18 protein-coding genes are annotated in these 13,313 nt (G+C 72.9%); 14 read left to right on the top strand and 4 right to left on the bottom strand.

Going from position 1 to position 13,313, the window contains the following annotated elements; translation table 11 throughout:
- The first annotated feature begins 113 nt into the window (after nucleotides 1-113).
- The 4 genes from purL (at nucleotide 114) to ACWGPF_RS09745 (ending at nucleotide 4,077) form a co-directional block, all read left to right on the top strand.
- A complete protein-coding gene (gene purL / locus ACWGPF_RS09760; protein ID WP_452332644.1) occupies nucleotides 114-2,447 on the top strand; it encodes a phosphoribosylformylglycinamidine synthase subunit PurL in 2,334 nt (777 codons plus the stop codon).
- On the top strand, nucleotides 2,447-2,587 hold the full coding sequence (locus ACWGPF_RS09755) for a hypothetical protein (RefSeq protein WP_452332643.1): 141 nt from the start codon (nucleotides 2,447-2,449) through the stop codon (nucleotides 2,585-2,587). Before purL ends, ACWGPF_RS09755 begins: the two co-directional genes overlap by 1 nt.
- A gap of 138 nt (nucleotides 2,588-2,725) precedes the next feature.
- Nucleotides 2,726-3,007: a hypothetical protein gene (locus ACWGPF_RS09750; RefSeq protein ID WP_345438119.1), complete on the top strand. Its 282-nt coding sequence runs from the start codon at nucleotides 2,726-2,728 to the stop codon at nucleotides 3,005-3,007.
- A 212-nt stretch (nucleotides 3,008-3,219) separates the two neighbouring features.
- The gene (locus ACWGPF_RS09745) at nucleotides 3,220-4,077 is read left to right on the top strand and encodes a cation-transporting ATPase (RefSeq protein WP_452332642.1); all 858 of its coding nucleotides are present in this window, start codon (nucleotides 3,220-3,222) and stop codon (nucleotides 4,075-4,077) included.
- Nucleotides 4,078-4,495: 418 nt separating this feature from the next.
- Here ACWGPF_RS09745 and ACWGPF_RS09740 read toward each other — a convergent pair whose 3' ends face one another.
- Nucleotides 4,496-5,422, bottom strand: a complete 927-nt coding sequence (locus ACWGPF_RS09740; RefSeq protein WP_452332641.1) for an SDR family oxidoreductase — start codon at nucleotides 5,420-5,422, stop codon at nucleotides 4,496-4,498.
- Between the two features lie 115 nt (nucleotides 5,423-5,537).
- Here ACWGPF_RS09740 and ACWGPF_RS09735 point away from each other — a divergent pair, with 115 nt between their 5' ends.
- From ACWGPF_RS09735 to ACWGPF_RS09725, 3 genes are all read left to right on the top strand, one after another.
- Nucleotides 5,538-6,383, top strand: coding sequence for a helix-turn-helix transcriptional regulator (locus ACWGPF_RS09735; protein WP_452332640.1), 846 nt, complete (start codon nucleotides 5,538-5,540; stop codon nucleotides 6,381-6,383).
- A 328-nt stretch (nucleotides 6,384-6,711) separates the two neighbouring features.
- Nucleotides 6,712-7,572, top strand: a complete 861-nt coding sequence (locus ACWGPF_RS09730) for a serine hydrolase domain-containing protein (RefSeq protein WP_452332639.1) — start codon at nucleotides 6,712-6,714, stop codon at nucleotides 7,570-7,572.
- Between the two features lie 28 nt (nucleotides 7,573-7,600).
- Entirely contained in the window at nucleotides 7,601-8,467 is an 867-nt protein-coding gene (locus tag ACWGPF_RS09725) for a serine hydrolase domain-containing protein (RefSeq protein ID WP_452332638.1), read from the top strand.
- Nucleotides 8,468-8,476: 9 nt separating this feature from the next.
- On the opposite strand, the gene ACWGPF_RS09720 is transcribed toward ACWGPF_RS09725, so the two are convergent.
- Genes ACWGPF_RS09720 through ACWGPF_RS09710 form a run of 3 tightly spaced genes read right to left on the bottom strand, consistent with a single transcriptional unit; the run spans nucleotide 8,477 to nucleotide 9,899 of the window.
- On the bottom strand, nucleotides 8,477-8,761 hold the full coding sequence (locus ACWGPF_RS09720) for a hypothetical protein (RefSeq protein WP_452332637.1): 285 nt from the start codon (nucleotides 8,759-8,761) through the stop codon (nucleotides 8,477-8,479).
- A complete protein-coding gene (locus ACWGPF_RS09715; protein WP_452332636.1) occupies nucleotides 8,758-9,339 on the bottom strand; it encodes an Asp23/Gls24 family envelope stress response protein in 582 nt (193 codons plus the stop codon). Before ACWGPF_RS09715 ends, ACWGPF_RS09720 begins: the two co-directional genes overlap by 4 nt.
- Nucleotides 9,336-9,899 (bottom strand): RNA polymerase sigma factor, encoded by a 564-nt coding sequence (locus ACWGPF_RS09710; RefSeq protein WP_452332635.1) that lies wholly within the window; start codon nucleotides 9,897-9,899, stop codon nucleotides 9,336-9,338. Before ACWGPF_RS09710 ends, ACWGPF_RS09715 begins: the two co-directional genes overlap by 4 nt.
- Before the next feature lie 139 nt (nucleotides 9,900-10,038).
- On the opposite strand from ACWGPF_RS09710, the gene ACWGPF_RS09705 reads away from it, so the two are divergent.
- The 7 genes from ACWGPF_RS09705 (at nucleotide 10,039) to ACWGPF_RS09675 (ending at nucleotide 13,296) form a co-directional block, all read left to right on the top strand.
- Nucleotides 10,039-10,515 carry an Asp23/Gls24 family envelope stress response protein gene (locus tag ACWGPF_RS09705; RefSeq protein WP_452332634.1) on the top strand — a complete coding sequence of 159 codons (477 nt, stop codon included), beginning with the start codon at nucleotides 10,039-10,041 and terminating at the stop codon, nucleotides 10,513-10,515.
- On the top strand, nucleotides 10,512-10,700 hold the full coding sequence (locus ACWGPF_RS09700) for a DUF2273 domain-containing protein (RefSeq protein ID WP_452332633.1): 189 nt from the start codon (nucleotides 10,512-10,514) through the stop codon (nucleotides 10,698-10,700). Before ACWGPF_RS09705 ends, ACWGPF_RS09700 begins: the two co-directional genes overlap by 4 nt.
- The gene (locus ACWGPF_RS09695) at nucleotides 10,700-11,080 is read left to right on the top strand and encodes a hypothetical protein (RefSeq protein ID WP_452332632.1); all 381 of its coding nucleotides are present in this window, start codon (nucleotides 10,700-10,702) and stop codon (nucleotides 11,078-11,080) included. The genes ACWGPF_RS09700 and ACWGPF_RS09695 overlap by 1 nt, the downstream gene beginning before the upstream one ends.
- Nucleotides 11,077-11,658: a DUF6286 domain-containing protein gene (locus ACWGPF_RS09690; protein WP_452332631.1), complete on the top strand. Its 582-nt coding sequence runs from the start codon at nucleotides 11,077-11,079 to the stop codon at nucleotides 11,656-11,658. Before ACWGPF_RS09695 ends, ACWGPF_RS09690 begins: the two co-directional genes overlap by 4 nt.
- Nucleotides 11,655-12,269 (top strand): hypothetical protein, encoded by a 615-nt coding sequence (locus tag ACWGPF_RS09685; protein WP_452332630.1) that lies wholly within the window; start codon nucleotides 11,655-11,657, stop codon nucleotides 12,267-12,269. The genes ACWGPF_RS09690 and ACWGPF_RS09685 overlap by 4 nt, the downstream gene beginning before the upstream one ends.
- Nucleotides 12,270-12,307: 38 nt before the next feature.
- Nucleotides 12,308-12,481 (top strand): CsbD family protein, encoded by a 174-nt coding sequence (locus ACWGPF_RS09680; RefSeq protein WP_452332629.1) that lies wholly within the window; start codon nucleotides 12,308-12,310, stop codon nucleotides 12,479-12,481.
- A 62-nt stretch (nucleotides 12,482-12,543) separates the two neighbouring features.
- Nucleotides 12,544-13,296 carry a hypothetical protein gene (locus tag ACWGPF_RS09675; RefSeq protein ID WP_452332628.1) on the top strand — a complete coding sequence of 251 codons (753 nt, stop codon included), beginning with the start codon at nucleotides 12,544-12,546 and terminating at the stop codon, nucleotides 13,294-13,296.
- The last annotated feature ends 17 nt before the right edge of the window (nucleotides 13,297-13,313 follow it).

Genomic DNA, 13,313 nt, shown 5'->3' with positions numbered 1-13,313 from the left:
CGAACGTAGCAGGCGGGCGTCGGAGCTCGGCGCCGCCCGCCCCCTCAGCCCCGCCACCGCGCGCCCGGTAGACTCTCCTCGTCCGCTCCCCCTCGCCCCTCAGGAGCTTCCGCGTGACCACGCCCGCATCATCCGCTGCCCCGCACGCCCACGTCGCCGACACCGTCGAGAACGCCGTGGCCACGCCCGAGAAGGAGCAGCCGTACGCCGCGCTGGGTCTGAAGCCCGACGAGTACGAGCAGATCAAGGCCATCCTCGGCCGTCGCCCGACGTCGGGCGAGCTCGCCATGTACTCCGTGATGTGGAGCGAGCACTGCTCCTACAAGAGCTCGAAGATCTACCTCAAGCGCTTCGGCCAGAAGGTGTCCGACGAGATGCGCGAGCGCCTCATGGTCGGCATGGGCCAGAACGCGGGCGTCGTCGACGTCGGCGAGGGCTGGGCCGTCACCTTCAAGGTCGAGTCGCACAACCACCCCTCGTACATCGAGCCCTTCCAGGGTGCGGCGACGGGCGTCGGCGGCATCGTCCGCGACATCATCTCCATGGGCGCGCGCCCCGTCGCCGTCATGGACCAGCTGCGCTTCGGCGCCATCGACCACCCCGACACGGCTCGCGTCGTGCACGGCGTCGTCTCCGGCATCTCCTCCTACGGCAACTGCCTGGGGCTGCCGAACATCGGCGGGGAGACGGTGTTCGACTCCGTCTACCAGGCCAACCCCCTCGTCAACGCGCTCGCCGTCGGCGTGCTGCGCCATGAGGACATCCGCCTCGCCAACGCCACCGGCCCCGGCAACAAGGTCGTGCTCTTCGGCGCCCGCACGGGCGGCGACGGAATCGGCGGCGCCTCCATCCTCGCCTCCGACACCTTCGCCGACGGCGGCCCCACCAAGCGCCCCGCCGTGCAGGTGGGCGACCCCTTCGCCGAGAAGGTGCTCATCGAGTGCTGCCTCGAGCTGTACTCGGGCGACCTCGTCGAGGCCATCCAGGATCTCGGGGCCGCCGGCATCTCGTGCGCGACGAGCGAGCTCGCCGCCAACGGCGGATCGGGCATGAAGGTCGAGCTGACGAACGTCCTGCTGCGCGACCCCTCGCTCACCGCCGAGGAGATCCTCATGAGCGAGTCGCAGGAGCGCATGATGGCGATCGTCGCGCCCGAGAAGCTCGACGCGTTCCTCGCCGTCACCACCAAGTGGGATGTCGAGACGAGCGTCCTCGGCGAGGTCACGGGGGACGGCCGACTCGTCATCACGTGGGACGGCGAGACCATCGTCGACGTCGACCCCTCGACCGTCGCGGTCGACGGCCCCGTCTACGAGCGCCCTGTCGCCTACCCGACGTGGATCGACGCCCTCCAGGCCGACGCCGCGGAGGCCCTCCCCCGCCCGACCGAGCCCGCGGCCATCCGCGAGCAGTTCACGCAGCTCGTCGCGAGCCCCAACCTCGCCGACACCTCGTGGATCACCAACCAGTACGACTACTACGTGCTCGGCAACACGGCCCTGTCCTTCCCCGACGACGCCGGCATGATCCGCGTCGACGAGGAGTCGGGCCTCGGCTTCTCGATCGCCACCGACGCCAACGGCCGCTACTGCCAGCTCGACCCGTACGCGGGAGCGCAGCTCGCCCTCGCCGAGGCGTACCGCAACGTCGCCGTCACGGGCGCGACGCCGACCGCCGTCACCGACTGCCTGAACTTCGGCAGCCCCGAGAACCCCGAGGTCATGTGGCAGTTCTCGCAGGCCGTCGACGGCCTGTCGGATGCCTGCCTCGCGCTCGGCGTGCCCGTGACGGGCGGCAACGTCTCGTTCTACAACCAGACCGGCGACACCCCCATCCACCCGACCCCCGTCGTGGGCGTGCTGGGCATCGTCGACGACGTCGCGCGCCGCATCCCGAGCGGATGGCAGGATGCGGGCGAGAACATCTACCTCCTCGGCGTCACGAAGGAGGAGCTCTCGGGCTCCGCATGGGCCGAGGTCGTGCACAGCCACCTCGGCGGCCGCCCCCCGGCGGTCGACCTCGAGGGCGAGAAGCGCCTCGCCGGCCTCATCGCCGCCGCCCGCGACGAGTGGCTCATCTCGTCGGCCCACGACCTGTCGGAGGGCGGCCTCGGCCAGGCCCTCGCCGAGGGCGTGCTGCGCTTCGGCGTCGGCGCCCGCGTGTGGCTGTCGGAGATCATCGAGCGCGACGGCGTCGACGCCGCGACGGCCCTCTTCAGCGAGTCGACCGGCCGCGTGCTCGTCACCGTGCCGCGCGAGGAGGACGTGAAGTTCCGCGGCCTCTGCGAGGGGCGCGGCTACACGGTCGCCCGCATCGGCGTCACCGACACCGAGCCGGCCCTCGAGGTGCAGGACGTCTTCACGATCCCCGTCTCGGAGCTGCGCGAGCTGTCGACCTCGACGCTCCCCGCCCGCTTCGGCGCGACGATCGCGGAGCCCGTCGCCTGATGACCGCCTCGGACGACGACGACCTCGAGATCTACTCGAGCCGTCGCGCCCAGCGCGTGCGCATCACGGCGTGGGTGGCGCTCATCGCGCTCATCGCGACGGGCGGCGGCGCCGCCCTCTTCTCGCTGCTCGTCCGATAGGGGACGGTCGCGGCGAACGCGAGCGCGGTCGACCCCTGCCACATCGGCGTGGGCACCTCAACCCGTTCACGTCGCCGGGATGACCGGCCTAGCGTCGAACCCACGCGGCAAGATCTGCCGCCGAAGGGAGACGAGAAGATGAAGACCGGAACGAGGATCGGCTCCGTCGCCGCCGCCACCCTGCTCCTTCTCGGGGGCGGTGTCGCCGTCGCCCCCGCCGCCTCCGCCGCGACGGGATTCACCCAGGTGTCGGGAGCGACGGTGAACCAGTGCGCCGAACGCCTGCAGTCCCAGATGACCGCGGCGCGCGCGGCAGGCCGCCAGGTCACCGACATCCAGGGCTGCTACTACCTCTGGAACCTCTTCGGCGACGACTACATCGGCGGCTTCGAGTGGTCGACGATGAAGATCTCCCGCTGAACCAGCCGTGGCTGCGCGGGCCGGGGGCGGCCATCCGCTCTCGGCTCGCGCATAGACTCCGCCGCTAGATTCGGGCGCACAGAGGGAGTACTTCCGCAGCGGTCGGCCCGTCAATACGGACTCGTCATCGAGTTCCGGGCCGCCGGCTCCGATTCGGGGTGAAGGAGACTTTGGAACCGTCGGCCTCGCCGACCCTTCCGAAGGGTGCCACCATGGGCAAGCTCAAGTCGATCATCAACCTCGCGAAGAAGGCGATGGACTCGTCGTCGCCCTCCTCGTCGTCGCGCGGCTCGTCGCAGAGCGACTGGATGACCAAGGCGCGCGGCGCCGTCGAGTCGCTCCTCGGCGACGACCAGCGCACGAGCGGGCGGCAGGGCTCTGCACAGCAGGGGTACGCCCAGCCCGCGCCGCGGTCGACGGGGCTCACCCCGCCGCCGGCGAACGGCCATCCGTCGGGCTCCAACGGACATCCGTCGGGCGCCAACGGACATCCGTTGGGCGCCGCGACCGGCTCCGCAGAGGACCGCGCCGCGATCGCCCGCTACGACTACCTCCTGCAGACGGCGCGCCCCGACCAGATCGAGCAGGTGCACCGCGACGCGTTCGCGCGTCTCTCGCCCGAGCAGCGCGCGCAGATCGCCGAGCGGATGCGCACCGAGCTGCCGCCCTACGAGCAGCCGCGCTCGTACGACGCTCCCGAGCTCGCCCGCGTCGCCGCCCGTACCGAGGCGGCTCAGCCCGGAAGGCTGCGCGGGCTGCTGGCCCGCACGCGCGGCGTCGGAGCAGCGGGCGGTCTGCTCGCCGGCGGAGCCGCGGTCGGAGGCGTGCTCGCGGCTGTCGCGGGCGGGGCCATCCTCACGAGCATCGGCTCCGAGATCATCGGCAGCGCCCTCGGCGCGGGCGTCGACTTCGAGGCGCTCGCGGAGGGCGTCGACGTGTCGTCGATCGCGGAGGGTGCCGGCGGCCTCGCCGAGAGCGCGAGCGGCCTCGCGTCGGAGGCCGGCGAGTTCACCCAGGGCTTCGGAGACATCGCGTCGGACTTCGGCCTCGGCGACCTCTTCGGCCGCTGAGTCCGGTGCGTTGCCGCCAGGGTCGGGGACGACCTCTCGCCCAGGTCGCAGTTCCCGGCCCGTAACGGCCACTTCAGGACGGAAACCGCCACCCCGAGGAGAGCCTCCCTCCCTCAGGTCGCAGTTCCCGGCCGGTAACGGCCACTTCAGGACGGAAACTGCCACCCCGGGGAGGGGGAGCCCACCCAGGTCGCAGTTCCCGGCCCCAAACAGCCATTTCAGGACGGAAACCGCCACCCCGAGGAGGGCCTCCCTCGCCCAGGTCGCAGTTCCCGGCCCGTAACGGCCACTTCAGGACGGAAACCGCCACCCCGAGGAGCGCTTCCCTCCCTCAGGTCGCACTACCCGGGCCGTAACGGCCATTTCAGGACGGAAACCGCCACCCCGAGGAGGGAACGACCACCCCGACGAGGCGACCTCAGTCGAACGAGACGTCGGCGAGCTGCGCCGAGACATCCCAGACGCGGGCGGCCTCGCTCTCGCTGCGGAGCGGAGGGTAGAGCTCCTGCTCGGCGGGAGCCCCGCCCAGGTGCCCGGGGCCGCTCGGGCCGTAGAACTCGCCGCGCGATGTCGCCGCGAGAAGCGCCGGCAGCCCTGCACTCTCGACGGTGCCGAGCAGGATGCCCCTGGCCGACAGCGCGCGGATCACCCGCACGCCGACGGTGTCACCGCTGCGCCCGATCTCGGGGCGCGCCGCGAGGAGGTTCGTCGGCGCGACGCCGGGGTGCGACAGGTTGCTCGTGATGCCCCATCCGGCCGCGCGGCTGCGGCGATCGAGCTCGAGCCCGAAGAGACCCAGGGCGATCTTCGACTGCGAGTAGGCCCGCTGGCCGTCGTACGACCGTTCCCACTGGAGGTCGTCCCAGTTGATCGCGCCGCGACGCGCCGCGACGCTCACCTGCGACGTGACGTGGCCCCGGCCGTCCTTCAGCAGCGGAAGCAGGTGCGCAACGAGCGCGACGTGCCCGAGGTGGTTCGTGCCGAACTGCAGCTCGAAACCGTCCGTCGTCGTCTGCCGGCTCGGGGGCGTCATGACGCCCGCGTTGTTCACGAGGATGTGCACGGGGTCGCCCTCCGCACGCAGCGCCTCTCCGAGCCCCGCGACCGACGCGAGCGACGACAGGTCGAGCGTGCGCAGCGACACGCGCGCCTCGGGGTGGCGCGAGCGGATGGCCGCGGTCGCGGCCTCGCCCTTCGCCAGGTTACGCACGGGCATGACGACCTCGGCTCCCGCCGCCGCGAGGCGCTCGGCGATGCGCAGGCCCATCCCGTCGCTCGCGCCCGTGACGACGGCGCGGCGGCCGGTCAGGTCGGGCACGGTGATGTCGATCGGTCGGCGTGTCATGGCGTTCTCCTCTGCTCGGCTTTCGTGTCTCCGTCGAGCTTCGCCGGATGGCCGCCTCTCATCCAGGGACTCCCGATCCGTGGCACGACGCCGCCGGCTCGTGTGAGATGGGGGCATGACGACGATCGACCGCGGCGCGCTGGCGGAGTTCCTCCGCATCCGGCGCGAGGCGCTGCAGCCGGAGGACGTCGGCCTGACCCGCGGCCCACGGCGTCGCACGAGCGGGCTGCGCCGCGAGGAGGTCGCCGCGCTCTGCCACATGTCGGCCGACTACTACGCGCGGCTCGAGCAGGAGCGGGGGCCGCAGCCATCCCCGTCGATGCTCGCGGCGATCGCGCAGGGGCTGCGGCTCACGCTCGACGAGCGCGACCACCTCTTCCGCCTCGCCGGCCAGCAGGCGCCGGAACGCGGCGGCTCGAGCGAGCACGTCAGCCCGGGCCTCGTGCGCATCCTCGATCGGCTGACCGACACTCCCGCGGAGATCGTCACCGAACTCGGCGAGACGCTTCGGCAGACACCGACGGGCGTCGCGCTGACGGGCGACCTCACCGCGCACGCGGGGCCCTTCCGCAGCATCGGCTACCGCTGGTTCGCCGCCCCGGAGGGCCGCGCGCTCTACGCCCCGGAGGAGCACGACTTCCTCTCGCGCATGTACGCGTCGGGCCTGCGCGAGATGGCGGCCCTGCGCGGTCCGTCATCGCGGGCGGCACGGTACGCCGACCTGCTGCTCGCCGAGAGCGCCGAGTTCCGCGAGGTGTGGGAGCGGCACGAGATCGGCATCCGCCCGCGCGATGTCAAGCGGTTCGTGCACCCCGAGGTCGGCGCGCTCGAGCTCCAGTGCCAGCGCCTCGTCGACCCCGAGCAGTCACACCTCCTGCTCGTCTACACCGCGACGCCCGGGTCGGAGAGCGCCGAGAAGCTCCGCCTGCTGTCGGTCATCGGCGCGCAGTCGCTGGCGTAGGGCGCTTCGCCAGTGCGGATGTCGGCCGAAACACGCTCCCGCACGCACCCTGTCCTCGTCGCCTGGCTTCGCCAGTGCGGATGTCAACGTGAGAGCGCTCACACCCGCACATCCGCACTGACGAAGCGGCACGAGCCCCACATCCGCACTGGCGAAGCCCGGCGGCGCGGCACGGCGCGCCGGCGCGGCGGCGCGGCGCGGCACCACCGCGGCACCCCGGCACCCCGCCAACTCGCCGCAGCGACCGCCACCCCGCCCCGGCAACCCGCCACCCCGCCACACCGCAGCGACCGCCACACCGCAGCGACGGCCTGGGAGACTGGAGCGCGTGACCCGCGCGCAGACCGTCCTCGACCGCATCGTCCGCGCCAGCGACGAGGAGGGATTCGTCGCCCACAGCGCGCACGTGCGCATCGGCGACGACACCGCAGAGCACCGCTGGAGCGACGATGTGCGCCGCGACATCCACTCGGTCGCGAAGGGCGTCTGCGTCATGGCGGCGGGCATGGCCTCGGACGAAGGGCTCTTCGACGTCGACGCCCCCGTGGCGACGTACCTGCCGTTCGCGCGAGACGACTCCGACGTCACGACCCGCCATCTCCTGGGCATGACGAGCGGCATCGACCTCCCCTGGTCCGAGACGCTCATGACGGACTGGCCCGACCTCGCCGTCGAGTTCCTCAGCCGGCCGACGCGGGGCCGCGCGTTCCAGTACGCCAACGCGAGCACCTACACCGCGATGCGCGCGCTCGCCACGGTCGTCGGCGACGTCGCGGAATGGCTCGAGCCGCGACTCTTTGCCCCGCTCGGCATCGCCGCACCCCCGTGGGACCGCTGCCCGAACGGCCACATCGTCGCCGGCGGCGGCCTGCACCTCGACGCCGACGAGCTCTCGCGGCTCGGCCTGCTCATCCGCGACCGCGGGGTGTGGGATGGGCGCGCCCTCGTCTCGCCGGGATGGATCGACGCCATGCACGACGACTGGTTCGACCGCGGAGACGGCCCGGAGCCGCAGTACCGGCGCTACGCCCTCGCGGGATGGGACGGCCCGGGCGACGCCTGGCGGCTGCACGGCGCCTACGGGCAGCTGCTCATCTTCCGCGGCGACGCCGTCGTCACGATCACGGCCGACGACCACTTCACCGCCGACCGCGTCGCCGCGCGCGCGGTCGAGGCGCTCGCGAGCTGATGTCGCAGGCCCCCGCTACCCTCGCAGCGTGACCTCCTCTTCCGCCGCCCTCGACCGATTCGTCCGCGCCGTCGAGGCGGAGGGGCTCGGCGCGTACGGCGTGCACGTCCGCATCGGCGACGACATCGCCGAGCACCGGTGGCGCAGCGACGACCGCGTCAACGTGTATTCGGTGTCGAAGGGCATCTCGGCGCTCGCCGTCGGGATCGCGGTCGACGAGGGCGTCGTCGCCCTCGACGAGCCGATCCGCGCGTCCCTCCCCGAGATGGCGTACGGCGAGGGCTCCGACGCCGTCACGCTGCGCCACCTGCTCACCATGACGAGCGGCATCGACTTCGCGTGGTTCGGCTCCGAGCGGGTGCCCTGGCCCGATCTCGCGCAGGAGATGCTGCGCCGTCCGTCGCGCGGCCGCGTGCTCCAGTACTCCGACGCGAGCACCTACACGGCGATGCGCGTGCTCGGCGCCCACGTCGGCGACGTGCGCGACTGGCTGATGCCGCGCCTGTTCGATCCGCTCGACATCCACAATCCCCAGTGGCACCGCTGCCCTCGGGGGTGGATCGTGGGAGGCGGCGGACTCGAGCTGCGCACCGAGGAGCTGTCGCGCATCGGCCGACTGCTCCGCGATCGGGGGCGGTGGGATGGCCGGCAGCTCGTGTCCGGCGGATGGGTCGACGCGATGCACGCGGACTGGGTCGAGACGGGCTCCGCGCCGTACTCCCGCTACGGACTCGCGGCGTGGGACGGCCCGGGGGGCGCCTGGCGGCTCGACGGCCTCTACGGACAGTACGTCGTCGTCGACGAGTCACACGACGCGGTCGTCACGATCACCGCGCACGAGGAGGAGCGCAGCCACCGCCTCGCCGAGCTCGCGGTCGAGGCGGTGGCCGGCTGACGCGTCCGGTCAGCTGACCCGCGCGATCCGCACGGCGATGCGCGCCTCGGGAGGAGCGCCATCGCGGAGCACGTCGGCGACACGACGCGCGACATCCGGCGTCGACGCCGACATCGCGGTGCCGATCCGCGCGCTCACCCGATCGTCGCGGTCGACGACGGGATCGTCGGACGACTCGTGCCCGAGCAGTGCGGCGACCGATGCGATGAGCGCGCCCTCGGCCGCATACACGTCGACGACCCCCGCGACCCCGCGCACTGCGGCGGCGCGCAGCGCCCCCTCCGGAACGCTCATGATCGGCCTCCTTCGTATCCGTGGACATCGTCGACGCGGATGTCGACGGCGGTGACGTTGAGCTCGGTGTGCTGGCGGAGCGCCGCGAACGCGCGCGCACGGAGCTCCTCGGTCACGGCCGCGACGTCGAGCGGCCAGGCGATGCTCGCCGTCAAACGCACCGTGACGGGCGCCCCCGGCGTCTCGGCGTCGCCGTCGATCGCGGTCCGGCCGATGAACACGCCGTCGACGCCGTCGCCCGTCGCCCGCAGCAGCGCATGCACGGCGCCCTCCGTGATCGACAGGTCGACGCGCGGATCGGGATGGTGCAGCGGCAGGTCCCTTCCCGCCCGCAGCTCCAGCGCGATCGCGCCGAGGATCCCCTGGAACCAGCTCTCCGGCGGCTCGGGCAGCGTGGATGCGTCGACCGCGACCAGCGCGCGAGACAGCCGCCCCGCCCCCTCGAGCGTGTCGAGCGCGTTGAGGCACTCGGGGCACGACTCGATGTGCGCGTCGCGCGGAGAGCGCCCGGCCTCGAGGTAGTCGCTGAGCTCCTCGAGCGTTCTGCCGCAGTCCAGCCGCGGCTCGTCCGTGCTCATCGCCACTCCTCCATCCGGACGGTGATGCTCGTGCGTGCGCGGGCGAGATTGCCCCGCACGGTGCTCGCGGGGAGGTCGAGCTCCTCCGCGATCTCGGTGTAGCTGAGCCCCGCCACCTCGCGCAGCAGCCAGCACTGGCGCTGCGCATCGGGCAGGGTGTCGAGCGCCTTCGAGAGCGCCGCCATCTGCGCGTCCCGCACGACGACCGTATCGGGTCGCGCCTCCGCCGCAAGCACCTGCTCGACGGCGTCGAGCGGCACAGGCGAGGGTCGTCGGCGCAGGTACGCCGTCGCCTCGTGCGCGGCGACCCGCATGAGCCACGCCTTCAGCACCGACGGGTCGCGCAGCGTGTCGAGCTTGCGCCACGCCAGGATGAACGCGTTCTGCACGACGTCGTCGGCCTCGGAGACCGAGCCGACCATCCGGGCCGTGTACGCCCGCATGAGCGGCGCATGCCGGCGGACGATCTCCGCGAACGCGTGCTCGTCCTGATCGAGCGAGCGGGCCACGAGGATGGCGTCGCTCGCCTCCCGCACCGGCTCTCCTCGGGTCCTTCCCATGCGTCACGCCCTCCCCAGGAACTTTTTTGTGACGAATCCGGGAGGCCGCGCCTCTCAGACATGAGCGACCGTAACGCTCCCGGATGAAGCTCCTGAAGTGCTTGCATCCGGCCGCTGACCGAGATAGAAGGAGCCGATCATGGCCGAGCAGGACACGAAGACGACCCCCGCCACTCCCGCGACCCCCGGCGCTCCGCGCGTCGACCGCGCCGTGGCACCGGTCGCACCGGGCGAGCAGGCCGGTCGCACGACGATCGCCGACCACGTCGTCGCCAAGGTCGCCGGCATCGCGGCCCGCGAGGTCGCGGGTGTCTACGCCCTCGGAGGCGGCGGCGCCCGTACGCTGGGCGCCATCCGCGACGCCATCAACGCCACCGACCTCACGCAGGGTGTGAAGGTCGAGGTCGGGGAGACGCAGGCCGCCGCCGACGTGACGATCGTCGTCGAGTACCCGACGCCCATCCAGCAGGTCGCCGGCGAGGTGCGCGCCGCCGTCACGCGGGCGATCACCCAGCTCGTCGGCCTCGACGTCGTCGAGGTCAACGTCGCGGTCGACGACGTGCACCTGCCGTCGGCCGACGACGACGAGTCCGCCGCCGAGTCGCGCGTCTCGTGAGCGCCACCGCAACGGGCGCTCTCATCGGGGCGCTCCTCGCCTTCGCCGCCCTCGCGTTCGGCTTCTGGGGCTTCCTCCTCGTGGCCGTGCTCGCCGGGGTCGGGGCCGTCGTCGGACGCGTCGTGAGCGGCCAGCTCGATCTGCGGGCGCTCGCCGGCGTCTTCACGGGACGGCGCACCTCCTGATGAGCGCGCTCGCGGAAGCGCTCCCCGTCGTCGCGGCGCACGACGGGGAGCCCGCCGGCCGCATCGACGTGCGCGACCGCGTGCTGACGAAGGTCGCACGTGCGGCATCCGCGGAGGCCATCGGCGTTCCCGCCGACGCGGTCTCGGCGCACGTCTCCGACGTCGGCCGCGGGCTGGCGGTGCGCCTGCGCGCACCGCTCCCCGTGCCCGACCTCGACGACGACGCCGCCGTCGCCGCTGCCGTCCCGCTGCTCGAACGGGCGCGCGGGCTGCAGGACGACATCCGAGGCCGCATCGCGGCCCTGCTCGGGCGCGAGGTCGCCCTGGTCGACATCACGATCGCGGGTGCGGTCGTCGAGACGAGAAGGAGGGTGCGATGAGCGATCCCGCTCTGCGCCGCATCGTGCGCCGCGAGACGCACTCGCCGCGCACCGCCGCCGTGACGATCGTCGTGCTCCTCGCCGTCGCGGCCCTGGCATGGGTCGCCGTGGAGACCGTGCGCCAGCTCGCAGGCCTCGCCCCCTGGCTGGCATCGCCCGCCGAGATGCTCGCGTGGGCCGGGGCGCTGCCGGCCGCCGAGCCGCGGGGCGCCGTCATCGCCGGCTCGGCAGGGGTGGCCGCGGTCGGCCTGATCCTGCTCGTGATCGCGCTGGCGCCCGGTCGCCGTGCCCGCCAGGAGCTCGCGTCCGACACCCATGCCGTCGTCATCGACAACGGCGTGCTCGCGTCGGCCGTCGCCCGGCACGTCGCCGAGGAGGCGGGGCTGCGACCCGACGCGGTCGTCGTCGGAGTCGGCCACAGGGCCGTCGACGTGATGGTCCGCCCGGAGACGGGCCTCCCCGTCGATGTGGACGCCGTCCGCGAGGCCGCCCGCGCCGAACTCGAGAGGGCGTCCGTCACGCCATCGCTGACCACGCGGGTGCGGGTCGCCCGCGCCTCGGAGAGGAGCGCCGCATGAACGGCACCAACCGCGCGCTCAACCGGGCCGTGCTCGCGCTCATCGGCCTCGCGCTCGTCGCCGCCGGCGGCGCCGTGATCGCCGCGACGACAGGGACCGCTGCCGCCGACGTGTGGCACGACGTCTTCACGGCGGCGCGCGACGCGGCGACGGACGGAGCCGCGGCCACCCGCATCGACGGGACCGCGGCGAGCTGGCTGGGGATCGGCATCGTCGCCGCGCTCGCCGTCGTGGCGATCGTGCTGGCCGCCGTCCCGATCCGGGCGCTCGCTCGCCGCTCGCACGTGCACGACGGCGGCGTCGCCGAGCGCACCGACCTCGGACGCATCGTCGTCGCGGAGTCGTTCGCCTCCGACGCTCTGCGCCAGTCGCTCGACCGGCGGCCCGACGTGCTGTCGTCACGCGTGGCCATCCGCCGCGCACGCGGCATCGAGGTGCTGCACGTGGACGTCACGCCCCGGCGCAGCGCATCGCCCGCCGAGCTCGCCGCAGCGACCGACCGGCTGCTCGCCAACCTCGCGACGCTGACGGGCGAGCGGATGCCCGCGGTCGTCACCCTGCGCTCGTCGCTGCGAGCGCGCTTCGCGGCCGATCAGGGGCGCGTCGACTGAACCAGACCAAGACCCCCGAAAGAGAAAGGAGACCCCCCATGGGACTCGACGACAAGATCAAGAACGCCGCGGAAGACCTCGCCGGCAAGGCGAAGGAGGCGGCCGGCAAGGTCACGGGCAACGAGAAGCTCGAGGCCGAGGGCAAGGCCGACCAGGTGAAGGCCGACGTCAAGAAGGCGGGCGAGGACGTCAAGGACGCCTTCTCGAAGTGAGCGATGCGTGTGCGCGGGGCGGAGCCATCCGTCTCGCGCACACGCGTGCGTACGATGGCCGGGTGCAACCGCTCTTCGAGTTCCTCGGCGCCTACTGGTGGCTGGCGTTCCCGCTCGCGGGCGTCGCGAGCGGGTTCGGCGGGTGGTGGTCGAAGGAGTCGAAGGCCCGCCACAAGCGCCGTCTCGAGCTGCTCCAGGCGAAGACCGAGGCGCGCTCGATCGAGCTGCAGGCGCGCGCGCAGCTCAAGGCCGCGAAGGCGACCGCCGACCCCGCCGACGTCGCGGCGGAGGACGCCGCGAACCGGCAGGCGCGCCTGACGCGCCTGCTCGAGACCCACGACGACGTCGTCCGCCGCTGGCTCGACTACGAGCTCGACGTCGCGAAGCTCATCGCGTTCCCGACCATGAGCGACGGCCGCCAGCCGCTGACGGCGGCGTTCCTGCGCGCGAAGAAGGCGGCGGATGGCCTGCGCCCCGCCCGCGCGGACGCCGCGGTCTCGGCCGAGGAGCTCGCCGAGTACCGCACGGCGGTGAACGATTTCGAGGTCGCGTTCGACATCGCCGAGCAGGACGCCCGACGCGTGCGCGACAGCGGCTTCAGCGAGACGGAGCGCAAGCGCCTCGACCGTGCCCAGCAGCTGCTGCGCACCGCGGTCGACCAATCGGCCACGGCCGCCGAGCGCCAGGTCGCCTACCGGCGCGTGCGGGAGGAGCTCGACGGCCTCATCGCACTGTCCGACGACGCCATCGAGGTGCTCGAGAAGCAGGTCGCACGCGCGATCGAGGCGCGACGCGACCCGCTGCCGCCGAGCTGACCGGGCGCACGGCGGCG

The organism is Microbacterium sp. NPDC055683 (assembly GCF_053617895.1).
Note: the sequence above shows the minus strand (reverse complement) of the source record. Positions and strands in the feature narration are given on the sequence as shown.

Excerpts from the sequence above, each read along its gene's own strand:
- ACWGPF_RS09755 (WP_452332643.1), top strand. The coding sequence starts at position 2,447 with ATGACCGCCTCGGACGACGACGACCTCGAGATCTACTCGAGCCGTCGC.
- ACWGPF_RS09750 (WP_345438119.1), top strand. The coding sequence starts at position 2,726 with ATGAAGACCGGAACGAGGATCGGCTCCGTCGCCGCCGCCACCCTGCTC.
- ACWGPF_RS09745 (WP_452332642.1), top strand. The coding sequence starts at position 3,220 with ATGGGCAAGCTCAAGTCGATCATCAACCTCGCGAAGAAGGCGATGGAC.
- ACWGPF_RS09740 (WP_452332641.1), bottom strand. The coding sequence starts at position 5,422 with ATGACACGCCGACCGATCGACATCACCGTGCCCGACCTGACCGGCCGC.
- ACWGPF_RS09735 (WP_452332640.1), top strand. The coding sequence starts at position 5,538 with ATGACGACGATCGACCGCGGCGCGCTGGCGGAGTTCCTCCGCATCCGG.
- ACWGPF_RS09720 (WP_452332637.1), bottom strand. The coding sequence starts at position 8,761 with ATGAGCGTTCCGGAGGGGGCGCTGCGCGCCGCCGCAGTGCGCGGGGTC.
- ACWGPF_RS09715 (WP_452332636.1), bottom strand. The coding sequence starts at position 9,339 with ATGAGCACGGACGAGCCGCGGCTGGACTGCGGCAGAACGCTCGAGGAG.
- ACWGPF_RS09710 (WP_452332635.1), bottom strand. The coding sequence starts at position 9,899 with ATGGGAAGGACCCGAGGAGAGCCGGTGCGGGAGGCGAGCGACGCCATC.
- ACWGPF_RS09705 (WP_452332634.1), top strand. The coding sequence starts at position 10,039 with ATGGCCGAGCAGGACACGAAGACGACCCCCGCCACTCCCGCGACCCCC.
- ACWGPF_RS09695 (WP_452332632.1), top strand. The coding sequence starts at position 10,700 with ATGAGCGCGCTCGCGGAAGCGCTCCCCGTCGTCGCGGCGCACGACGGG.
- ACWGPF_RS09690 (WP_452332631.1), top strand. The coding sequence starts at position 11,077 with ATGAGCGATCCCGCTCTGCGCCGCATCGTGCGCCGCGAGACGCACTCG.
- ACWGPF_RS09685 (WP_452332630.1), top strand. The coding sequence starts at position 11,655 with ATGAACGGCACCAACCGCGCGCTCAACCGGGCCGTGCTCGCGCTCATC.
- ACWGPF_RS09680 (WP_452332629.1), top strand. The coding sequence starts at position 12,308 with ATGGGACTCGACGACAAGATCAAGAACGCCGCGGAAGACCTCGCCGGC.